This window comes from Rahnella sp. PD4 (assembly GCF_049199325.1).
Taxonomy (GTDB): Bacteria; Pseudomonadota; Gammaproteobacteria; order Enterobacterales; family Enterobacteriaceae; genus Rahnella; species Rahnella perminowiae.
Window position 1 is genome coordinate 287366 of the sequence record NZ_JBLZQF010000004.1, and the last position, 21764, is coordinate 309129.

Genomic DNA, 21764 nt, shown 5'->3' on the forward strand with positions numbered 1-21764 from the left:
ATTTAAGCGAAATCAAACGGGGGAATAAGCGACAAAAAGCGTGGCTGTTTATGGCGTGGGGACGGGAAAAGGAAATGACGGCGGGAGGGGCCCCCGCCATCCGGATCAGGCGCGCAAATCCAGCTGTTCAAGAACAGTGGCCAGATGTTGCCGGTCATCACCGGCCAGAGACTGCAGCGGTAACGGCAGGCAGGGTGCGGCAACAATACCCAGAATTTCCGCTGCGGCAGCGACAACGCGCAGGCTGCCGTGCTGGCGGAATAATGCCCAGAGTGGTTCCAGCTGTGCCGACAATGCCTGTGCCGTCCGGGCATCGCCTTTTTGCGCCGCACGGGTGATCGCCAGCGGAATTTCCGGGAACAAGCCGGCAATCACGGAATACCAGACATCACCGCCTTGCGTCAGTACAGTAGCCGCCGCCAGATCGCCTGCGGCACCAAGCGTCACATGAGAAGGAACAAGCGGACGCAGTTGTTCGAGGCGTTGGCGCGTGGTGAGCGGATCGGCTGAAAGTCCGGGAATTTTGATGCTGGCAACATGCGGTAATTGCGCGATGCGCGCATACAGCTCGTCGGTGAAATCGAAATTCGTCGTTCCCGGATTATCATAAACACACAATGGCACCGAAAGATGGCGGGTGACAGTCTCATACAAGGTAAATACTTCGTCGCTGGTGAGTTTCTGATACGACACCGGCGCCAGTAGCACCGCGCTGACGCCGGCCCGCTGGGCATCTTCTGCCAGATGCAGCACATCAGAAGTGCGCACTGAACCGATACTGACCATCACAGGAATACCCCCGGCGTGTTCCACCGCCAGCCGCGCAACACGGTCGCGCTCACTGTGCTTCAGATAGGCATAACTGCCCGTCGAGCCGAGCGCACCGATCGAATCCACACCGGCGGCAACCAGGCGCTCCATCAGCCTGACAAAGGATTTCTCATCAATACCTTTTTCAGTCAGCGGTGTAAGAGGAAAAGCACTTAATCCTGTGAACATCGGTTTCTCCCAAAGGGGGTAATTAACACACGTTATCATAGAGCAACGGTTCATTTTTTGCCTGAAACGGATGAACCCGCGTCAGGTTTAAGCCGCAGCATATCCAGCCAGCCAATCAGCGTCAGCACGGCAATAACCACAAAGGAAATTTTAAAACTCATGCCCGGAATATCGTCCCAGTGCATCAGACCGGTCAGTTGCTCACCCAGACGTGTGCCCAGCGCCCCGGCGGTGATGCCAAGCCCGACAGACAGTTGCAGCACCGTGCTGAACAGGGTGTTGGCATCAGCCATTTGTTTCGCAGGCACATCGGAAAACGCCAGCGTGCTGATGCCGGTAAACTGCATCGAACGGCTCAGGCCGCCGAGAAATAACAATAACATCACCAGCCAGTCCGGCGTACCCGGCGTCAGGAACGCACAGAACAACAGGGAGAAAACGCTCAGCAGGCCATTAATCACCAGCACCGGCCGGAAGCCAAAACGACGGATCAGCGGCGTAGTGGCCGGTTTCATCGCCAGATTACCGGCAAATACCGCCAGCACCAGCAAACCAGCATGGAAGGGGTCCATGCCAAACCCGACCTGCAACATCAGCGGCAGCAGGAAAGGCACGGCGCTGATGGTCACACGAAACAGCGAACCGCCTCCCATACAGATACGAAACGTCGGAATGACTATCGCCCCGAGGTGAACCATCGGCGCGGGGGCGCGGTAAAGATGCCGGATAGCCAGCACCGAAAGCACCACACCTGCCGCCAGCAACAGTATGGCAACAGTCCATAAAATGTGGTCCTGACTGATCAGCTCCAGACCAGTCACCAGCGAAAGCATCGCCAGCCCGGTCAGCACAAACCCCGACTTGTCGAAATGCTTCGGCTCAGCGGAAGGCGCCTGCGGGAACAGACGCCACGCCAGCATCATCGCGATAATCCCAAGCGGCACATTGATATAGAAAATCCAGTGCCATGAGGCGTAATGGGTGATAAATCCGCCAAGCGGCGGCCCGAGGATCGGTGCCACCAGCGCAGGCCAGGTCAGGGTAGCGATAGCTTTAATAAGCTGCGGTTTCGGCGTCGTTTTCAGCACCGTAAGACGCCCGACAGGCACCATCAGCGCACCGCCGATCCCCTGAATAATACGCAGAATGATGAATTCACTGACGCTGCTTGCCATGGCACAAAACAGCGAGGCCAGCGTAAAGACAGCCAGGGCAAACGTGAAAACATTGCGGGCGCCAAAACGTTCCGCCGCCCAGCCGCTGGCGGGGATCAGCACTGCCAGCGTGAGCATATAGGCACTCATCCCGGCGTTGAGATCAACAGCAGACACCCCGAAGGAAATCGCCATTTGCGGCAGTGCCGTGGCAATCACCGTACCGTCGATAAACTCCATGAAAAAGGCGGCGGCAACCAATAAAGCAATAACGGAGATCCCGGAATTAACGCCGGACGCTTCCTGCGGATGCTCTGACACATCCGGTTTACTGTGGCTCATTATGTTCTGTCCCGGAAAAAAACCACTCGCTGCAAGGCACAGCAAAAGATAGATGATAAGTATTAAACCTATCACACACCTTTAGCCGGGTTATAGATCAACGGAGGATCAAAAAGAGCGATTTTTACGCTTAGCTGACCGCAGTAAAAAACTCCCCCTGTAACTGACAGGCGAAATCACTGACATCTTCCTGCAGACACAGCGTGACATCGGCAGAAAAACCTCGTCGTATGAGTTCACGTGCGGAGCCGCAATCAGCAAGTTCTTGCAGCGTGAGGTTTTGATAAACCGCCTTTGCCGCGCGGGCTTCTGCTGACCACCGACGATTTTGTAAACGTGAAATCAATCCCCCTGCAGCGACCAGATCTTCAAGCGCCGGACGAAGACTGTTGTCCGGCCATTTTTCACCGGCGGGGATCACCAGAATGCGCTGATATTTTTCGCAGGCACGCGCAGTCGCGTTGAGATTGCGCAGGCAGGCGGTGAAAATCGCCGCATTGTGTATTTTGGCTTTAAACGTCAGCGCCGATCCGTTCGGCGAGGGTAATACCAGCCGCGTTCCGGTAGCCATCTCCTGAAGGGAGCAGGGCGAAAGGGTAAAACCCGGCCCCTGAAAACGCCGGTCAAACTGCGCACACTGTGCATTTCGCTCAGCAGCATATTGCTGCGCGCTGGCGTCCTTCCATGGATAGGGGAATATCACACCACCGCGTTCATTCGCTACACTCACGCAGGTAGAAAACGACATCACATCAATAATCACAATACAATCGGCCTTAGCCGCCAGATGCTCCACCGCCTGCGCCCCCCATTCCAGACGCACGTCAAAATCAGCTTGTAAGAAATCCGTCATCAGGAATTATCCTCAGGTGTGCTTTTTCCCCTCCAGATATCACTATCATTTCATTCCCTGTGGTGACGTTAGTTTTTTAACGGCATTCACTGGCAAGTTTCCTGAATAACAAAGCAAGAAAAAGAGGGTTTTTCGGGCTGAACATTCACTACACTGATTAACACGTTTTAGTTGTTCACCTGCATCAATAAAACAAGACATCAGACAATATTCAATAGGGGATGTGAATGAAAAGTGGGGATTATTGCCGACTGCTACTGCTGGCGGCGATCTGGGGTGGCAGTTTTCTGTTTATGCGGGTGGCGGCCCCGGCGTTCGGCGCCATCAATACGGCGTTTCTGCGGGTACTGTTCGGGTTTGTCGGGCTGGTAGTGATCCTGGCGGTAATGAGAACGCCGCGTAATTATCAGCATAAATTTGGCCGCTCGCTGCTGCTCGGAGTGATCAACTCCGGTCTGCCTTTTCTGATGTATTGTCTGGCAGCACGTTGGTTACCCGCAGGGTATTCCGCCATTCTCAACGCCACCACGCCGCTGATGGGTGTCGTGCTTGGCGGTTTATTCTTTCATGAAACCGTGACGCTCAAAAAAGCGTTCGGCGTGCTGACTGGCCTGTTCGGCATAACCTTGCTGACCACCACCGGCAGCGCGGAATCGGTGCCGCAATTACTGGCGGGCGTCATCGCCTGCCTGGTGGCGACCGGCTGTTATGCGGTGGCCGGTTTCCTGACACGCCGCTGGATCACCGAACGCGGCGGGCTGGATCCCAAACTGGTGGCGACCGGTAGTCAGCTCGGCGCGACGCTGTTCCTGTTACCTTTTTTCCTCTATACCTCAGCAACCGAAGCGCCGGTCAGCTGGGCGCAGCCACTGGTCTGGCTCTGTGTGCTGGCGGTCGGTTTTATCTGCACGGCATGGGCGTACATCTTGTATTTCCGTCTGATAGCCGATATCGGCCCGCTGCGCAGCATGACGGTGACTTTTCTGATCCCACCGTTCGGTATTCTGTGGGGTTATCTGCTGCTTAATGAAAAGCTATCGGAAGGTTTTTTCGCGGGCGGCATTCTGATTTGCGTGGCGGTGTGGCTGGTCCTCAGCCCCGGAAAGTCAGTGACGGGAAAAACAAAAACGCCCGCGCCTGAAACCCGGTAAGTTCCGGCGCGGGCAGGGGATCAACCGAGGTATTCGATAATGGATAATCCGCCGTTATAGTCGGTGCTGTAGATGATCCCCTGCGCATCGACAAACACGTCGCAGGACTGAATCACCTGCGGCCTGCCAGGCCGTTTATCCATCATGGTGGCGGGCGCAGCAGGCACCAGCGCACCGGTTTCTTTCGGCTGGTACGGATTGCTGATGTCATACGCACGTACACCCGCATTCTGGTAGGTCGCGAAAATCAGTGTTGAACTGATAAAGCTGCCCGGCCGGTTTTCATGCAGATTATGCGGTCCGAAATGCGCGCCTTTGCTGACATAATCCCGTTCCCCGGGCTGCGGGAAGGTCGAAATACTCACCGGATTCGACGGCTCGCGCACGTCAAACAGCCAGATCAGCTTTTCGCCATCTTCCTGATTATCCAGCACCGCTTCGTCGAGTACGACCAGCAAATCCCGGTCCGGCAACGGCAGCGCGGTATGCGTGCCGCCGCCAAAGGGCGGGCTCCAGTTGCGATGCGAAATCAGCTGCGGCGCGCTGCGGTCTTTGATATCCAGCAACGTCAGGCCACCGTCACGCCAGCTGGCGTAGGCTGTATCTCCGCTGATAATGGCATGGTGCAGCGCATAACGTTTACCTTCCGGCCAGTCCGGCGTTTCACCGCCTGCGGTATGCATGCCCGGCAACCACCAGCGTCCGGCGACCTGCGGATTACGCGGGTCAGCCAGATCGATAGTCAGGAAGATGTAATCACTGTAGCCATCAATCAGGGCTGAAACGTACGCCCAGCGCCCGCCGACATACCAGATGCGGTGTACACCGATGCCATCCAGACCGAGAAAGCTGATTTCTTTTGGCTGATCGGGCACCGAAATATCAAAGATACGCACACCGGCACTCCAGCCACGCTGTTGCGTACCCTGAACCGTTTCGCTGACGGAACGTGTGTAATAAACCTTTTCATCGGCAAAGCGGACATCCGCGAACAAATCGCGGGCATTGATCACCAGCAGCAAATCGTCATGTGCCTGTAAATGCACATTCCAGGTGCCCGGCGGCGCAGGGACAAAACCGGCGGAGCGCGGTTTTTTCGGGTCCCGCACATCCACAATGGAGAAACCCTGCGAGACCATGTGGCCGATATAGGCGTAACCGCGATGAACCATTACCTGGACGCCATCGGGTTTTCCACCCTGATCGCTGTGGCCGATCAGCCGCATATTACGACTGTATTCCGGCGTCGGGAGAGATTGCATTGTCATCATCCGGCCTTATTTTTTGTGCTGCGCTTCAAGAGTGGCGAACCACGGTGCGATGAAATCATCAGATTTGCCCCAGCCCGGGATGACTTTCGCCAGCGATGCCACGTTCACGGCATCAGGGTTGCTTGTCAGCGCCTGCGGGATAGCCGCCGCTTTGAATTCATACGTCTCAGGGGTTTTCTCACCGGCAATCTTGTTGGCAACCAGACGCAGGTTTATCGCGCCGATCAGTTTCGGATCCACCGCCACGCTCAGTTTCCACGGGCTGTTGGCCGCGCGCATCAGGCCGATATCCTGATTGGAAATATCGATACTGTAGAGTTTGATTTCAGTGCGGCCATTCTCCTGTAAGGCTTTATATGCGCCCTGACTAAAGGCATCCCAGGTTCCCCAGATCGCGTCGATTTTCCCTTTCGGGTATTTCGCCAGCAGCGCGCCGATTTTATTGGCGGTATCGCCCTGAACATCCGACGACACAGCACCGACAGATTCCAGCTCATGAATGCCAGGATGGGCGGCTAATACTTTTTTATAGGCATCCTGACGACGTTCCATCGGCGGGAAACCGGCCACCCACAGTTTGACGATATTGGCTTTGCCGTTGAAATCTTTCACCAGTTGCCCGACAGAAAGATCGGTGAGCGAGGCGTCATCCTGTTGGGTCACGGTCACACCGGGAATATTACCGTTCACGGCGGTATCAAACACGGATACCGCGATGCCGCTGGCCGTAATGCGTTTCAGCAAATCGGTGGAATACGGGTCGCGCCCCTGTGACAAAATAATGCCGTCGTATTTCTGACTGATGGCCTGATTCACGAAGTCCTGAAATTTCGCATCGTCACCATTACTGAGGAAAGTACTGACCTGGAAGCCCAACTTGCGGCCTTCCTGAATAACACCGGACAAAAACTGCGTAGTGTTATCGTCAGACCCTAAATTGCGGATCACGGCAATGCGCACCGGCCCCTGGTGATCGGCGATAGCTTTCGGTACCGGCGCGGTTTCTGCCGCAAAAGAAGGAAAAACGGAGAACAGACTTAACGCCAGTAACGACGCGGAGAACAGTTTCATGGTTATTACCCTGTGTGGTTAATCATCATTTAAACGGGAGGACAATTCATGACAGCCCTTATTCAGGCTTTTATAGTGAGTTAATGAATTGATTGCCCGAGTTTTAATGACCCGGGAATGAATGGCAACGAACGAAAAGGCATAAGTTAATGCCAAAGAGTATTAGCCATCCGGATGGCTGGGCGTAGGATGTTAACAGCCTCTAAATTAAGGATTTCCCATGAGTGATACTGATATTCGCGTGGTGCCCGGCCCCGCCAACTACTTTTCTTTCCCCGGAGCCATAGACCGACTGGCGCAGTTTTATTCGCCGGAACAACTGGACAAGGCACTGTGGATTTACGGTGAGCGCGCCTTAACCGCCGCTCAGGATTTCCTGCCGGAAGCCTTTACCGCCTCACAGGCGAAACACGTGTTGTTCAAGGCGCATTGCAGCGAAACCGAAGTACAGCGTATTGCGGATACCGGCGGCAATGACCGTCAGGTGGTGATCGGCATCGGCGGCGGCGCAGTACTGGATACCGCCAAAGTTGTGGCGCGCCGGCTCGGCTTGCCGGTGGTGGCGATCCCGACGATTGCAGCGACCTGTGCGGCATGGACGCCGTTGTCAGTGTGGTATAACGATGAAGGTCAGGCGCTGCGTTACGAAATTTTCAATGATGCCAACCATCTGGTGCTGGTCGAGCCGCGTATCATTTTGCGGGCGCCGAAAGAATATCTGCTGGCTGGGATAGGCGATACGCTGGCGAAATGGTATGAAGCGGTGGTGCTCAGTCCGCAGCCGGAAAAACTGCCGTTAACCGTACAGCTTGGTCTGAATACCGCGCTGACTATCCGCGACGTGTTGCTTAATGAAAGCGAAGCGGCTTTACAGGCACAAGACGATAGCCAACTGACGCCACCGTTCCTCAATGTGCTCGATGCCATCATTGCGGGTGGCGGATTGGTGGGCGGACTGGGCGACCGCTATACGCGCATCGCAGCAGCGCATTCGGTACATAACGGCCTGACTGCGTTGCCACAAACTGACGCGTTTCTGCACGGCACTAAAGTCGCTTACGGCATCCTGGTACAAAGCGCGCTACTCAACCAACCGGAAGTGGTGCAGCAGTTAACCGCGCTGTACAAGATATTAGATCTGCCGGTCAGTCTGGCGCAATTGCAGGTGGATATTCATGATGAGAAACAGCTTTCCCGTCTGATTGAACGCACCCTCCAGCCCGGAGAATCCATTCATCTGCTGCCGGGAAACCCCAACGCCGAACAACTGCGTCTGGCGTTTGAGTTTGTTGAGAATAAATAAGGCATCGGGGTCTTTAATTCCCTGAACAGAAAAACCCGGCATCAGCCGGGTTTACTTTATATTTTTACGTTTAACGACCTTAATGCCTGCCTTCACAATTGTCTCAATCATAACCATTATCAACAAGGTTGGGATTAATCCTGTGACGGAGAGCAACACGACAAAAATATCATCCTGCAGTCCAGGCCATGGGGGGGCTCCGTAATCTGGTTTCATCAGTTGATCAAAATAATCCGCGATGGCTATCGATTTGATGTATTCATAATCAATCAGCCAGCCGGGGAAGGGCGACAGCAGGTAGTAATCTATAAAAATAAAAAGCGCCAGCCGCACCGCTATCTTACAGAATAAGGCATGGCGCATTCATATCCCCCGTAACTTCGATTTCTCCATATGCCTTAAGATGTATGATTGGGATGTCTCTAGTGTGCGAATTCAACAACGCGCTTCTGAGCGTGTCAAAATCCGCATGATACATGAATGTTAAACACCCATCTGATACGCCGGTACCATCCGGACGCAATGGATGCAAACGGAAACTTTTGCGCAAGGTCTCGCCGATATAAGTTGAATCATCAATCAAACCATCTTGGCGATACAGAGCAAACCAAGATGAGTAATCATTACCTGTGCGAATATGCTTTTCGTACTCCTTTAATCTCGACCTCACTCCCCCTCTGGGGCGGTCAACAATCCAGTATTTACCCGTCGGAATTGGCCCATTTTCATTACCTCCACAACCTATTCTGTTTGTATGCGGGAATAAGCCTGAAAATACAGGGAAGATCCCCACACCAGCACAATAAAGTTTTGCAATTTTTCCGCCCTCATAAAGACGATTAAAATCCACTTTGCATGAAATCATCCCTGTCCCCGTTTATGCGTAAATGCTGGAGTTCCACTGATCGGTAAAACTGATATGTCCGTCTAGGTACAACCATGTAATTTTCTGATACCCAAGGCCAATGGACTCCGTGGGCATACTGGCCTGTCCGTCAGCGTGTTTGAAATTGTGCATATGAGGATTGATGTTAAGTATACGCACGCCTTCCATTGTCATATTCAAAAACTCTTCCTCCATACCAGCCGCATTAATGCGATACCATTTAATCACCGCCTTTTGCAGCTTTTCGCTGGTGGCGACGGCACGGTATAGGTAGGGAGTAGATTTATCGAACTCTTTTACAAGTCCCATGGTTTGATGAATACGGGTAGATGTCAGCCGACCGGTATTGCCATCGAAGGGTACGGAAAGACCATGCGTGAAGCTTTGGATCTCGATCGCGCCTTCACGGCTTAAAACCTCAGAACCGCCATAAAGTAGTGCGCCATTTGCATCGTATAGCCAGAGATATGCGGGGTTAGCCATAATGAAACTCCTTTTTAAAATGAGGAGTGACGTTATGCCTGCGAAGGGGAGTTAACAATTAGTGACCGTTGCAAAAAAGCAATTTTCAGAAATTTAGTATCAATGAGAAATGTGGCATTACAGACTCCCCGACTTTTACGAAGACCAGGCCGGGGAGGCCAGCAATATTTACGGATGCTGCTTCGCAAACTCTTCTTTGGCTTTTTGCAACTGTTGCTGGAAAGCCGAATTCGTATGCAAGGTAGCGACCACAGCGGAGCCCACGATACGGGCCGCATCGACATCACTTTGCCAGTGGTAGCCACAAATCACACGGCTTTGTCCTAAATCGAAACCACGTTGCAGGATTTGATCCTGGCGCTGCGGGTTAATTTCTGTGAGTACCAGCGCCGTAGCCCAGCCAATAGAAGTGTGCCCGGAAGGATACGAACCGTTTTTAGACAGCTTATCCTGCTCAGTGGTATTACAGGTCGGCACACCATAGAAGGCAAACGGGCGGATGCGCATGTACTTTTCTTTAGCAGAACGTGTCGCAAGGTCACCTGCATCTTCAATCATATTGGTCAGCAGTTTGTGCAATTCCGGTGTGTCTTTAGCGGTGATCGGCGAACCGAATGCGCCCGAGAAAGCGTTCGCGACGCCACCGGCACTCAGGTTGGCATCTTCGGCAGCCAGTTTGCCACGTTCAGTTGAGCGCAGCAGACGTCCCTGTTCATACATGGCCTGATCGTTTAGGAAAGCGATACTGCCCACCGCAGGTGGTGGCGGCAGCAGCGCCAGGCTGTTAATCGCCTGATCATTTTTTAAGTAGTAAAGGTCTGGTTTGGTGGTTGCATCATTGCCGGTCAGGGCAAACGAGCTGACAGAAAAAAAGCTGGCGAGGCAAAAAGTAGTAATAATTTTCATCAAAGTTTCCTTACACGAACCGCTGAATGTTTATTACGAATTCATTTTCGTAACATTTACCCACATCTCTGATGTAAAACAAAAACGGGCTCACAATGCCTGCGCGAGGTCTCAAAACCGAAAACTCATCATTCATATGAATGATTATTCAACGCTTAACTCAGCCGCAAAGTCTTTCTGAGCGGAAAATGTGCTGCAAACAGGGGGGATGATCTTCGAATGAAGAGGCAGAAGGGATAATGTAAACGACAGTTAAACAACCTGCACTTATTGCTACTACCTCGCTTCTCTTTAAAACCGCGTTGTAAAGGTGTTTAAAAACCCGGTGATACCGTGATTATTTCAGGCATCGGAAATAGATCATGGAACACATTCCTCTCAATGAAACCGAATCCCACAGCGAAACGTTTCCCGTTGAACCATCCTTAAAAAAAACCAGCGGACTCAGTTTGTTTATCGATCTTCTGAGCGGGGCGTGCGTACCGGACAACCTGTGGCGCGACCGGATGTTCCGGGTCAAGTACGCCGTGCGCACCTTGCTGCATCCGCTCGATACCCTGAAAGTGCTGAACAAAATGGCGGCGGAAGCAGTCTGGCAGGAAGCCTTTTCTGTGCAGACCAAACTCCCGAGTAAAATTCACAAACCGTACCTGCATCTCGGTTTACATTCTGCCGGGCGTGCTGACGCACTGGTTGACCACTACGAATTCGTCAAAAGCCTGGAAAACACCCGCCTGCGCAAGATCTTTCTGAGTGCGGGTGGCAATACCATCACCCGGTTCACGGGCAAAGACGGCGAAGCTTTCCGTGTGATACTCGGTTCCATCGGCAAATCTGAGCGCGAAGGCGAAGCCAATATGTTCCTTTATATGGAGGACATCCTGCTTGCGGCCCTGACGTTCAGCATTGTGCAACGCCCGGAAGGGGCGACATTGATTATCGGCGGATTTCAGGGGGCGCATCGTTCTACGGCGCATGAAGTGATTAAACAGGCGACCAAATCCTGTTACGGATTGTTCCCGAAGCGACTGCTTCTGGAAAGCCTGCAACGTGTCGCCGCCGAAACCGGTGTACAGCGTATCCTTGCGGTCAGCGACACCGGCCATGTGTTCCGCAGTCTGCGCTACCGTCACCGCAAGAAAAATGTGTTCGTCGCCAGTTATAACGAATTCTGGGATTCCATCAGCGCCACGCCCGCATCTTCAGCTTTATATCAGGTACCGCTGGAACTGCCGCGCAAGCCCATGGAAGAGATTGCCAGTAAGAAACGTTCTGAGTACCGCAAGCGTTATACCTTGCTCGATGAATTACATGAGAGCACAGCGTCGTTACTGAAAGCCTGACCTCAGACTTCATGGTAAATTACCCGCTGTAGCAAGCTCCGGGGCCAGGGACCGGCCTTTTCCTCCGTATTTCCAGCGTTTATGCATCACCTTCACTGAAAATGTCACCCCTGATGTCACATTACCGCAGAGGTTAAGTGTCAGTTTCATAAAGTAATAGTCAGTTAATTATTTTGTTTAAAACTAATGCACTTCGAAGTATCTCGCCAATTGTGTATTTTTGATGGCGAGGAATGTTACACGTATCGCAAAATCTTATCGCCAACTGCCCCCTGCTGATTTAAATGTGATGTTATTCACATCTATTCATTCATCCCGCCTATATAAAACGTCATCTCTATAAAAACGAAACAACGGTTCATTTTATAAAAACCTCTCTGGGCGGATAACGTATGAACACAGAAAAACCTATTTTATTTAAACATCAGCTGGCGTACGGCGGTGGAAATCTGTTGGGCAGCGGCGCACTGGCCATCGCCGGGATCTGGCTGCTGTATTTCTACACCACGTTTTGCGGCCTGACGCTGTTACAGGCTTCGGCGATCTTCTCCGTCGCCAGCATCATTGACGCCATCAGTAACCCGCTGATGGGCTATCTCTCGGATAACTTTGGCAAAACGCGCCTTGGTAAACGCTTTGGCCGCCGCCGCTTCTTCATTTTACTGGGCGTGCCGCTGATGATGTTCTATCCGCTGCTGTGGGTAGAAGGCTTCGGATTCTGGTATTACCTGTCCACTTACGTCATGTTCGAGCTGATCTACACCTCGGTGATGGTGCCGTATGAAACGCTCGCGACAGAAATGACCACCGATTTCTCTGCCCGCTCAAAACTGACTGGCTATAAAGCTATTTTCGGTAAAGTCGCTAACTTCCTTGCGGCCTTCATCCCTGGTCAGTTCATCCTGATTTACGGTAAGGACTCCGCGCAGCCCTTCTTTTTCACCGCCCTGACGTATGGGGTGATCCTGTTTATCGCCATCGGCATGTTGTATCTCTCCTCCTGGGAACGCCCGACAGAGGAGACCACCCCCGTCGATGAGAAGAAAATGACCCTTGGCAAAACCATGCTGACGCTGGTGCGCGACATGAAGTCAACATTCCACCTGCGCGTGTTCCGCAAGCATCTGGGCATGTATCTGTGTGGTTTCGGGGCAGAATGGCTGTTCGCTTCCGTCTTCACCTACTTCATCATCTTCGTGCTGCAGTATGACCCGGCGATGGTTGCCGGTCTGAGCAGCCTGAACTCACTGCTGCAACTGTTCTCTACGGCAATATTTATTGGTATCTGTGTGAAACACGGGTTCAGCAAGCCTTATATCCTGGCGCTGGGCATCGTGATTTTCTCAGTAACTTGCTACAGCCTGCTTCACTTCCTGCATTTGCCGCAGCAGTACGCGACAGCCGCCATGCTGACAATCACCGTGATCTTCGGTATCGGTACCGGCGGCGTATATTACATTCCGTGGACGGTTTACACCTTCCTGGCGGATATAGATGAAGCCTTTACCGGCCGTCGCCGCGAGGGGATTTACGCCGGTGCCATGACTTTCTCCGGCAAGCTGATGCGCTCAGTGATTGTTTTCGTGATGGGCGCCATTCTGAGCTTCTACGGGTTCCAGTCTAAATCTCACACCCAACCTGAAAGTGCGGTGATGGCAATTGCGCTGGTGTTCTGTATCGGTGTTATTGCGCTGGCGCTGATGGCTATCGTGTTCAGTAATCAGATGAAACTGAACCGCAAAACCCATCTTGTGGTGCTGGGCGAAGTCGCACGTATTAAAGCGGGCGGGCAGATCAGCGAGGTACAACCGGAAGTGCGGGCAGTGATGGAAGAACTGATCGGTTATCCGTATGAACAGTGCTGGGGCAACAGTGTGGTTTGCCGCAAAATTTTCGATACACCCGCCGTTGAACTCACTGAACCCAAACCGATGGTGAGCACCACGCAACAACCTTAGATCCTGATTTAAATCTACTTTTTTCTTTCCCGACTGGCCGGGTCACCGGCCAGCGACCCCTTTCGTTTTGAGGATAAGAACGATTATGTGGGCATCAAAATTTGTTGTTACCGCGCTCGCCCTCGGGATAAGCGCACAAAGTCTGGCTGCCGCACTGCCAGACAGCGGTAAACTGGTCTGGCACAGCACGACTTTTGGCCAGTCAACTGACGTCAATTTCGCTACCAACGTTCTGCCGGAGAAAATCGGCATGAATGAAACTTTACTGGCAGACGGTAAACCTGTGCCGGCGACAGGCACTCTGCTCAGTACGCCTTTCACCCTTGAAAGCCGTGGCGGCAAAGTCGGTAACAGCCACGACGGTTTAACCTATTTCTATACCCGATTGCCGGCGGACGTGAATTTCCAGCTTGAAGCAGAGATCACGCTCAATCAGTTCGGACCGGAAAATGGCGCGAAACCGGCCGGACAGGAAGGGGCAGGATTACTGGTACGCGATATTCTGGGCAATCCGCGTGAACCGGTGACTAAACCGGGCATTGAAGAGCTGCCGGCCGCGTCAAATATGGTGATGAACAGCATAATGGCCACTGGCGATAAACCGCCGGTACTGGCACTGATTGCCCGGCAGGGTGTACAGCAACCCTGGGGAAATACCGGCATCGGCATTGTGCGAGAAAGTTATCATCCGCTGAGTACACCTGCCCGTTTCTCGCTGCGACTGACCCGCACGGACAACGGTTTCATTGTCGCTTATGCGCCACAAGGCAGCGATCAGTGGGTCAGCAAATCCGTGCAGCATGCAGACAGCGTGACACAGCTGGACAAAGCCGGATATTACGTCGGTTTCTTCGCCTCGCGGAATGCGAAAATTACGGTAGATCATGCCCGACTCACGCTCAGCGAGGCGCATATACAGCCCTCTGCGCCATATGTGACGCCGTCACTGAATGCGCGTATTGAGGTGATGTCATCGCCGCTCATTGCCCGCCGCGACAGTGTGTTCCAGTTACGCACTAACGGCGACGGACGGGTTAAGATTGAACAGAATGACAAACCGTTGTTGCCGCAAAAAGCGGTGCGCGGTGGTGAAGTGGTGACGGTTCCGCTACATGCTGAACAACCGGTAACGATGCTCAAGATCACCTACATACCGGCGGACGGTAAACAAGTGACACAGGAATTCCCGGTGCGTATGGCGCTGGTCAGCAATCCTGACGAGTTGTATGTTTCTCCGGCTGGTACGGCAGATAATGACGGTTCGGCTGAACATCCGCTGGATTTTGACAGTGCGGTAAATCTTTTAGCACCGGGCGGCACGCTCTGGCTGAGTGAGGGTGACTACCCGGCAAGCGTGATCCCGGCCACCGCCAGCGGCACCGACACCCACCGGAAAACGCTGCGTACGCAAGGCGACAACGTGGTGTTTAATGGCCTGAAACTGAATGCCAGCTACTGGAATATTCAGGGGATTACCGTCACGCAAAAAAGTTTTCATGTTGCCGGAAGCTATAACCATCTCGACCGCATTAAGGCGCATCATGCCGATGATACCGGCATCTGGGTGGCATCGCCGGACGGCATCGGGCGGGCTCTGTGGGCCAGCCACAATCTCATCAGCAATTCTGAATCCTGGGGAAATCAGGATCCGGGGCGCAAAAACGCCGACGGATTTGCCGTCAAAATGCGCGTGGGCGAGGGCAACCGTCTGATCAATTGTTATTCCCACGACAACATCGACGACGGTTTCGACCTGTTCAACAAAATCGAAGACGGCCCGAACGGCAGTGTGACGATTGAGAACAGCTTGTCGGTGAACAATGGCAGCAATGGTTTCAAACTGGGTGGCGAAGGGTTACCGGTCGGCCATGTGGTGCGCCACAACGTTGCGGTTGGCAACGGTATGGACGGTTTTACCGACAACTTCAATCCGGGCGCGCTGGTTATCGGACATAACCGCGCTGTCGATAACAAACGCTTCAATTTCCTGTTCCGGCCATCACCGTACACCACGGCTGACAAGCAGGGCACCTTCAGGGACAACATTTCGCTGCGAACCACGGCAGGGAAGTATGACGATGCCGTCACCGGCAATGTGGATGACAGTAATTATTTTTACACTGATCATAAAACGGTGAATATAAAGCATCAGGAAATTATACCGGGAGATTATATTTCTCTGCGGCTACCGGATCCGATAACCCGTCTTTCTGACGGTGGATTTAATTACGCTGACTTTTTGAAAAACAAATAAAGCAGCGTCATTAAGAGTGAACCTTTAACTTAAAATAACACTACTCAATATCTCTGGGATTTATAAAAATGAAAAATAGCAGACTGATGATCTGCGGCTTACTGCTGGCCAGTGCCAGCAGCCAGGCCGTCACTATTGACCTTCGTCATGAATGGCTCGATGACAGTAAACAACATAAAGACAGGGCGATGGTTTCGCACCGCTTCGCCAACGGGTTCGGGTTCTCGCTGGAAGCCAAATGGAAGTCAGGCGGGGATAATGAAAATAAACCCTTTAATAATCTGGTTGATAACGGCACGGAAAGCACCATCAGCTATCAGTACAAAGTCACGCCGGCCGTGTTTATTCAGCCCGGATTTACGCTGGAATCCAGTTCTGACAGCAGTATTTATAAACCCTTCTTAACCGCCGGATATACATTTGACAGCGGCGTTTATTTCAATGCGCGTTACCGCTACGAGTATACCCGTTATACCAAAGAAAACACCGAGGATCGCAAAACAAACCGCGGTGAAATCTGGCTGGGTTATAAAATTGCCGACTGGCGGTTTGAATATAACTATATTTATAAACACAGTGATCAGATCCTGTATGATAATGATAAGTGGGATTATGAGCAGGATTTGAAAGTGGCTTATAATATTAATAAGCAATGGACACCTTACGTACAGGTTGGTGATGTTTCCGTGCGTAAAACGACGGATGAACGTCAGACCCGTTTCCGCATTGGTGTGCAATATAATTTCTGATCACCGCCGTTGTGCATATGATTGACTATCACCGGTCCGCAGATGCTGACCGGTGTGACAGCCCGCGCAGCGGGTGACAGACAATAACGGCAGCCGATAACAGGGATGTTGCCGGGCTACCTGGAAGACGGAAATTATTCTATACAAAGAGACTTTTTCTGCGCAGTACCTGCCGTCTTAGAACAACCTGTACTGTTAAATCCCCGGGTCAATATCTGATATTTATATATTAAATCATAGCGATGCACAGAACATCTGCATAAATAAGCATAATTCTTGCGTATTTTCGTGATTACTCTACGCTTATATATAGATTTAATTAACCCGCACTTTAATAATTCTTTTTCAGGTCGTCTAACACCGGTAACTCTTTTACAGAAAATATAATTAACCACCCCGTTTATTAAACTGTAACATAACTACTCAATTGATATTAAAGGGATAGTCAGGTTGTTTTAGAGTCTGATGCCGCGTTAAAAACGCTGAACCCGATAAATCATAATAGTTTCTCAGGTGATAGAGATACAAAACAATAATATCAGGTTTCATTGATTAGAACGGATACTTTATGCTGTGAGGAGTTGAACTGATGAATGCGGAAACGTCAACGCCGGGAAAAAGCCGGAATATTTTAATTACGGGTGGTTCCAGCGGTATTGGTGCTGCAACAGTCCGGGCCTTCGCCAGCAGAGGTGATCAGGTGTGGTTTACTTATCATCGGGGTGAGGATCGGGCGCTTGAACTTATTAACGCCTTGTCTTCCCTTGTTTCTATTCCCCCCCAAGCTTTACCTTACGATCAGGGCAGCTGGGAAAGCCTTTTGCAGCTTGTTGACGCTATTCCCGCAGAAATCGACATCCTTGTAAACAACGCGGCTTTAGGAACCAAAACCGTAGAGCTTGCTGGCATAGAAGAACGGCATCAGCAGGACGCATTATTCACGCAAGTCAACTGTCTGGGGCCACTTTGGCTCACCAGGCAGTTTCTCCCAGGGATGTTGAAACGCGGCTACGGGAAAATCCTCATGCTCTCAAGCGTTGATGGTGGAATAGCAGCCTTTCCGGGGTTTAGGGATACAGACGGCATGACCAAAGCGGCAATCGCCTTCCTGACAAGGCAATGGGCGGCGGAACTTGTTCATGATCCCGTCGAGGTATTTTGTGTTTGTCCCGGGGCTGTTGACACGCCGATGTTCCGTCAAAGCACGCTGGATCCTCTATCGTCTGCATCAGCGGATGAACTTATTGCTCAACTCCCGAAGGGGCGGCTCATACGCCCCGATGAAATCGCCGATATTCTGTGGTGGCTGACGACAGACGCCGCTGTCATCATGCATGGCGCCGTTATTGACGCCTCAATGGGACTCGGTGTGCATCCGGGATGCATTACGATGCGCAACCCGCGGACGACGTTGAAAGAGGGCGTAGCATGATGCACAAGGAGGGATACCACGGCTGGCGGGCAGGTGAGTTCGCTGATGCCGTACTCGCAGTGGCCAAAGTGCTGGACGACTATGTCCAGGACTCCCAGCAGGGTGAAGTAACCGTATTAAAACAAACTCCACCGCAGAAGCTGATTAATGACTTGAACATGCGCACGTCCATTAAAGCTGGCGGAATGACGGACAGCACATTAGCCGCATTCATTAAGGCGTATCTGGATCAGGGAACGCGGCTCCACCATCCCGGTTATATGTCTCACCAATGCGCGGTTCCCGATATCGGTTCCGCCATTGCCGACCTGGTGCATGGCGTAAGCAACAATGCCATGTCTTTATTCGAGATGGGCGCCGCCGGGGTAGCGGCCGAACTGGTGGTCACCGAGTGGATGCTCGGAAAAGTGGGCTGGTCCCCCGAAGACTCCGGCGCGATCCTTGTTCATGGCGGTTCGCTGGCGAACCTCACAGCCCTTCTGGTGGCCCGTCATCATATTTTTCCCGATGTATGGCAGCATGGAATGCCGCAAAATGTGATTATTCTCGCGCCGGCAAACGCCCATGTCTCCGTCTCACGGGCGGCTGCCATTCTTGGCCTTGGCAGTCGCGCAGTACACGCACTGCCTTGTGATCGCTTTGGACGCGTTGCCGGTGCGCAGGTTAGCGAGAGCATCAAGGCGCATCATCGTGCTGGCCGCACAGTGATGGCCGTTGTCGCCAATGCCTGCGCAGCACCAACCGGCTTATTCGACCCCCTGGAAGAAATCGCCAGCGCCTGCCATCACGAAGGTATCTGGCTGCATGTCGACGCGGCTCATGGAGGATCTGCCTTACTCGTTCCCGAGTTACGCCACCACCTGCAGGGTATCGCTCAGGCAGATTCAATCACCTGGGATGCGCATAAAATGCTGCGGACCTCAACACTTGCCGCTGCCGTGCTTGTTCGCGCCCGTGCAGACTTAAGCCAGGCATTCCAGCACAATGCCGATTACCTGTTTTTCGACGAACACCGTCCCGGTCCGGATCTGATGCACTACACCATCGAAGGGTCTAAGGCAGAACTTGGTCTTAAGGTCTTTCTTAATCTGGCGCACAGAGGAGAAGCGGGCCTGGCAGAGTATGTCCATAGCCGCCATCGGGCAGCACGCAGGTTCTGGCAAATGATCCTGGCACGAAAAGAGTTTGAGGGACTTTGTGAGCCGGAAAGCAATCTTGTCTGCTTCCGATATGCCGATACACCAGGTCCGGACAGTGACCGGTTACACATCGCTGTGCGCAACGAGCTGATGCAGCAAGGAATCTTTCATCTGGCATCTTCATTTGTTGATAACCGCCGTTGGTGGCGCGCGACTATCATGGCACCTTCAACAGATGCCCCGACGTTTGCCCGTTTGCTGGATACACTTGTGCATACCTATAGAAAACTTTCCCAGACTGCGTTCTGAAATCACTATCCACGATCCGGCTCTGCACTTTGCGGTGTAAAGATCCCTGACATAATGTATTGAGAAAGATTTGGAGGAATATTTCCGATGACCCGAATTGAAATAGTTTATCGTGGACGTACCCATATAATTCACCATCAGGAGTCGATTAAACTCTCTGCGCAGCTCTGTTTTGCAGATAACGCTGTCAATCTTTATGGCATTGCACCGGCTTATGAAGCTCCCTTAAAATATGAGAATAGTCAGGCCAGAGTAACTTCCGGCGGTGCCTGTAACGCTTCGCTTATTAGTTTCGTTCCACATTGTCACGGCACCCATACTGAATGCATCGGTCATATTTTGCCTGAAATACATAACGTAGCTGATCTCAGCATGCCTCTTTTTATGGCTGCCACTTTGATTCACGTTTCGTTAGAACGGGTATCAAAAATGAAAGACCGCTACAACACCCACGCTGAAGATAATGACTGGATTATTACTGAAGAGGCAATTAACCATGCGCTGACCCCGCTAGGTTCAGATTATCTTCAGGCGCTGGTTATTACAACGGATGATAAATCCTGGCTGCCTGACGGCAATGGTGCTCCCTATTTTAGCCATCAGGCAATGGAGAGGGTACTTCAGCTTGGCGTACAACATTTATTTGTGGATATACCTTCTATTGATAAACTGCACGACGGAGGACTGATGGATAACCACCGCTGTTTCTGGGGAATGGCAGACCCCTGCAACCCTATTACTGAACGCAGGCAGGCTTCTGTGACAGAGTTAATTCAATTACCTGAAGGTATATTTCCGGGGCATTATTTTATTTCTCTACAGTTACCGGATTTAACCGGGGATGCGCTGCCCAGCAAACCTCTGCTCTTTCCCTTTTCCTGATTAGCAATAAAACCATGTCTGTATCAGACTATATTAACCCATGATACTGATAAATATTAACCCTTAATCAATGGGTGAATGCTGAAAGATTGCTTTGACGACTGGCGGGATGACCAAAACAGGTAAGCGCGTGGCTCATAAATCCTCAATCATGGTTTGGGCTTAAAACTCGCGGGTAATAAGGTGTGGACGGTGAATGGCATTCAATCCGCAGTCATCAGACGGCAGAAAATCCGGACATAAACCTGCGACTTATCTGCAAGAATCAGACCGTTTGAAGTTATCGCAAGCGGGAAGTATTCATATAATTTATTATGGACTATTCAAGTTATCTTAAATTACATGAGTTATTATCTCTGCAACAACCAAAATCACCTCACAGCGAACAGCGCAATGAGAACCTTTTCATTATTACGCATCAAACCTATGAATTATGGTTTAAGCAATTAATTAATGAAATTCATTATGTCATTAATTTAATCAAAAAAGGAGAAATACCTGAGTCAATCAGCAGCATGATTCGCATAAATACCATCACCCGAACGATGGTAAATCAAATAGCTGTCATCGACACGCTGAAGTTCCATGAGTTTCAGCAATTTCGCGGTTATCTGGGCGGCGCAAGCGGTTTCCAGTCATATCAGTTTGATGCAATTGAAGCGCTTTTAGGAAAGGCAAACAGCAAAAAACTTCAACAATATGAACATGACGATGTGATACAAGAAAGATTAGCGGCAATTCTTCTGCCAGCCTCATTATGGGAAGTTGTACGTACACAACTCCTCGGCTCAGGCGAGTTAAACAAAGAAGAGAAGGATATCTTCCGGGATATTTTAGAGCAGTATTCTTGCGAAGCCCTGTTACTAAACCAGCTGTTAGACCTGGATTCGCTGCTACAAGAATGGCGCTATCGTCATGCGAAACTCGTTGAACGCACTATAGGTCAGTCGCAAGGTACAGGCGGTTCCGCAGGTTTAAACTATTTAAAATCCACGCTCTTCACACCTATATTTGCACAGCTTTGGGCAGCCATTAACTCACCTTAATTACGGCAATGACGGCACTGCTGAGGATATAACGCCGGCAAACTGGCCGCGGGCAGACAGGATAAAAACTAACCGCAACCGTTTAGAAGGCAATCAATATTCAACCTGTTCTCTTTTATCGTTAAAACCCGCCAGCAGGGTGTAGATTAATCTGATTTTTCCTGCGCTTACCTGACGAAGAGTTATATTTATCTATTGGAAAATTACTTCAGAGGTGTTCAGTGCATTGACGC

19 protein-coding genes are annotated in these 21764 nt (G+C 51.5%); 10 read left to right on the forward strand and 9 right to left on the reverse strand.

What is annotated here, in order from left to right:
- Window positions 1-105: 105 nt before the first annotated feature.
- The 3 genes from ACOZIO_RS13090 to ACOZIO_RS13100 form a co-directional block, all read right to left on the reverse strand.
- Window positions 106-999, reverse strand: coding sequence for a dihydrodipicolinate synthase family protein (locus ACOZIO_RS13090; protein ID WP_129953561.1), 894 nt, complete (start codon window positions 997-999; stop codon window positions 106-108).
- Between the two features lie 50 nt (window positions 1000-1049).
- Window positions 1050-2495, reverse strand: a complete 1446-nt coding sequence (locus ACOZIO_RS13095) for an MFS transporter (RefSeq protein ID WP_205951591.1) — start codon at window positions 2493-2495, stop codon at window positions 1050-1052.
- 130 nt (window positions 2496-2625) lie between these two features.
- The gene (locus tag ACOZIO_RS13100; protein ID WP_129991012.1) at window positions 2626-3348 is read right to left on the reverse strand and encodes a 2-phosphosulfolactate phosphatase; all 723 of its coding nucleotides are present in this window, start codon (window positions 3346-3348) and stop codon (window positions 2626-2628) included.
- Between the two features lie 227 nt (window positions 3349-3575).
- Here ACOZIO_RS13100 and ACOZIO_RS13105 point away from each other — a divergent pair, with 227 nt between their 5' ends.
- Window positions 3576-4499 carry a DMT family transporter gene (locus ACOZIO_RS13105; RefSeq protein WP_129953563.1) on the forward strand — a complete coding sequence of 308 codons (924 nt, stop codon included), beginning with the start codon at window positions 3576-3578 and terminating at the stop codon, window positions 4497-4499.
- 20 nt (window positions 4500-4519) lie between these two features.
- On the opposite strand, the gene ACOZIO_RS13110 is transcribed toward ACOZIO_RS13105, so the two are convergent.
- The gene (locus tag ACOZIO_RS13110) at window positions 4520-5767 is read right to left on the reverse strand and encodes an LVIVD repeat-containing protein (RefSeq protein ID WP_129953743.1); all 1248 of its coding nucleotides are present in this window, start codon (window positions 5765-5767) and stop codon (window positions 4520-4522) included.
- Between the two features lie 9 nt (window positions 5768-5776).
- Window positions 5777-6841, reverse strand: a complete 1065-nt coding sequence (locus ACOZIO_RS13115; RefSeq protein ID WP_421595369.1) for a sugar ABC transporter substrate-binding protein — start codon at window positions 6839-6841, stop codon at window positions 5777-5779.
- Between the two features lie 220 nt (window positions 6842-7061).
- Between ACOZIO_RS13115 and ACOZIO_RS13120 the strand changes: the two genes are divergently transcribed.
- Window positions 7062-8144, forward strand: a complete 1083-nt coding sequence (locus ACOZIO_RS13120) for an oxidoreductase (protein ID WP_129953565.1) — start codon at window positions 7062-7064, stop codon at window positions 8142-8144.
- A gap of 51 nt (window positions 8145-8195) precedes the next feature.
- Here ACOZIO_RS13120 and ACOZIO_RS13125 read toward each other — a convergent pair whose 3' ends face one another.
- From ACOZIO_RS13125 to phoC, 4 genes are all read right to left on the reverse strand, one after another.
- A complete protein-coding gene (locus ACOZIO_RS13125; RefSeq protein ID WP_129953566.1) occupies window positions 8196-8507 on the reverse strand; it encodes a hypothetical protein in 312 nt (103 codons plus the stop codon).
- Window positions 8485-9009, reverse strand: coding sequence for a DUF2778 domain-containing protein (locus ACOZIO_RS13130; RefSeq protein ID WP_129953567.1), 525 nt, complete (start codon window positions 9007-9009; stop codon window positions 8485-8487). Before ACOZIO_RS13130 ends, ACOZIO_RS13125 begins: the two co-directional genes overlap by 23 nt.
- Window positions 9010-9021: 12 nt before the next feature.
- On the reverse strand, window positions 9022-9513 hold the full coding sequence (locus ACOZIO_RS13135) for an Hcp family type VI secretion system effector (RefSeq protein WP_129991007.1): 492 nt from the start codon (window positions 9511-9513) through the stop codon (window positions 9022-9024).
- 168 nt (window positions 9514-9681) lie between these two features.
- Complete coding sequence (gene phoC, locus ACOZIO_RS13140) at window positions 9682-10419, reverse strand: acid phosphatase PhoC (RefSeq protein ID WP_129953568.1); 738 nt, start codon at window positions 10417-10419, stop codon at window positions 9682-9684.
- 362 nt (window positions 10420-10781) lie between these two features.
- On the opposite strand from phoC, the gene ACOZIO_RS13145 reads away from it, so the two are divergent.
- The 8 genes from ACOZIO_RS13145 (at window position 10782) to ACOZIO_RS13180 (ending at window position 21531) form a co-directional block, all read left to right on the forward strand.
- A complete protein-coding gene (locus ACOZIO_RS13145; RefSeq protein WP_421595370.1) occupies window positions 10782-11762 on the forward strand; it encodes a VirK/YbjX family protein in 981 nt (326 codons plus the stop codon).
- Window positions 11763-12154: 392 nt separating this feature from the next.
- Window positions 12155-13720, forward strand: a complete 1566-nt coding sequence (locus ACOZIO_RS13150) for an MFS transporter (RefSeq protein WP_129991006.1) — start codon at window positions 12155-12157, stop codon at window positions 13718-13720.
- Between the two features lie 85 nt (window positions 13721-13805).
- Entirely contained in the window at window positions 13806-15974 is a 2169-nt protein-coding gene (locus ACOZIO_RS13155) for a right-handed parallel beta-helix repeat-containing protein (protein WP_421595371.1), read from the forward strand.
- 68 nt (window positions 15975-16042) lie between these two features.
- Window positions 16043-16723: an oligogalacturonate-specific porin KdgM family protein gene (locus tag ACOZIO_RS13160; RefSeq protein ID WP_129953572.1), complete on the forward strand. Its 681-nt coding sequence runs from the start codon at window positions 16043-16045 to the stop codon at window positions 16721-16723.
- Between the two features lie 589 nt (window positions 16724-17312).
- Window positions 17313-18155, forward strand: coding sequence for an SDR family NAD(P)-dependent oxidoreductase (locus ACOZIO_RS13165; RefSeq protein WP_129953573.1), 843 nt, complete (start codon window positions 17313-17315; stop codon window positions 18153-18155).
- Window positions 18156-18313: 158 nt separating this feature from the next.
- On the forward strand, window positions 18314-19603 hold the full coding sequence (locus ACOZIO_RS13170) for a pyridoxal phosphate-dependent decarboxylase family protein (RefSeq protein WP_205951592.1): 1290 nt from the start codon (window positions 18314-18316) through the stop codon (window positions 19601-19603).
- A gap of 87 nt (window positions 19604-19690) precedes the next feature.
- Complete coding sequence (locus ACOZIO_RS13175; protein ID WP_129953574.1) at window positions 19691-20485, forward strand: cyclase family protein; 795 nt, start codon at window positions 19691-19693, stop codon at window positions 20483-20485.
- A gap of 314 nt (window positions 20486-20799) precedes the next feature.
- Window positions 20800-21531, forward strand: coding sequence for a tryptophan 2,3-dioxygenase family protein (locus ACOZIO_RS13180; protein ID WP_129991004.1), 732 nt, complete (start codon window positions 20800-20802; stop codon window positions 21529-21531).
- The last annotated feature ends 233 nt before the right edge of the window (window positions 21532-21764 follow it).

Coding starts and splice junctions, on each gene's coding strand:
- ACOZIO_RS13090 (WP_129953561.1), bottom strand. CDS start 999: ATGTTCACAGGATTAAGTGCTTTTCCTCTTACACCGCTGACTGAAAAA.
- ACOZIO_RS13095 (WP_205951591.1), bottom strand. CDS start 2,495: ATGAGCCACAGTAAACCGGATGTGTCAGAGCATCCGCAGGAAGCGTCC.
- ACOZIO_RS13100 (WP_129991012.1), bottom strand. CDS start 3,348: ATGACGGATTTCTTACAAGCTGATTTTGACGTGCGTCTGGAATGGGGG.
- ACOZIO_RS13105 (WP_129953563.1), top strand. CDS start 3,576: ATGAAAAGTGGGGATTATTGCCGACTGCTACTGCTGGCGGCGATCTGG.
- ACOZIO_RS13110 (WP_129953743.1), bottom strand. CDS start 5,767: ATGACAATGCAATCTCTCCCGACGCCGGAATACAGTCGTAATATGCGG.
- ACOZIO_RS13115 (WP_421595369.1), bottom strand. CDS start 6,841: ATGAAACTGTTCTCCGCGTCGTTACTGGCGTTAAGTCTGTTCTCCGTT.
- ACOZIO_RS13120 (WP_129953565.1), top strand. CDS start 7,062: ATGAGTGATACTGATATTCGCGTGGTGCCCGGCCCCGCCAACTACTTT.
- ACOZIO_RS13125 (WP_129953566.1), bottom strand. CDS start 8,507: ATGCGCCATGCCTTATTCTGTAAGATAGCGGTGCGGCTGGCGCTTTTT.
- ACOZIO_RS13130 (WP_129953567.1), bottom strand. CDS start 9,009: ATGATTTCATGCAAAGTGGATTTTAATCGTCTTTATGAGGGCGGAAAA.
- ACOZIO_RS13135 (WP_129991007.1), bottom strand. CDS start 9,513: ATGGCTAACCCCGCATATCTCTGGCTATACGATGCAAATGGCGCACTA.
- phoC (WP_129953568.1), bottom strand. CDS start 10,419: ATGAAAATTATTACTACTTTTTGCCTCGCCAGCTTTTTTTCTGTCAGC.
- ACOZIO_RS13145 (WP_421595370.1), top strand. CDS start 10,782: ATGGAACACATTCCTCTCAATGAAACCGAATCCCACAGCGAAACGTTT.
- ACOZIO_RS13150 (WP_129991006.1), top strand. CDS start 12,155: ATGAACACAGAAAAACCTATTTTATTTAAACATCAGCTGGCGTACGGC.
- ACOZIO_RS13155 (WP_421595371.1), top strand. CDS start 13,806: ATGTGGGCATCAAAATTTGTTGTTACCGCGCTCGCCCTCGGGATAAGC.
- ACOZIO_RS13160 (WP_129953572.1), top strand. CDS start 16,043: ATGAAAAATAGCAGACTGATGATCTGCGGCTTACTGCTGGCCAGTGCC.
- ACOZIO_RS13165 (WP_129953573.1), top strand. CDS start 17,313: ATGAATGCGGAAACGTCAACGCCGGGAAAAAGCCGGAATATTTTAATT.
- ACOZIO_RS13170 (WP_205951592.1), top strand. CDS start 18,314: ATGCGCACGTCCATTAAAGCTGGCGGAATGACGGACAGCACATTAGCC.
- ACOZIO_RS13175 (WP_129953574.1), top strand. CDS start 19,691: ATGACCCGAATTGAAATAGTTTATCGTGGACGTACCCATATAATTCAC.
- ACOZIO_RS13180 (WP_129991004.1), top strand. CDS start 20,800: ATGGACTATTCAAGTTATCTTAAATTACATGAGTTATTATCTCTGCAA.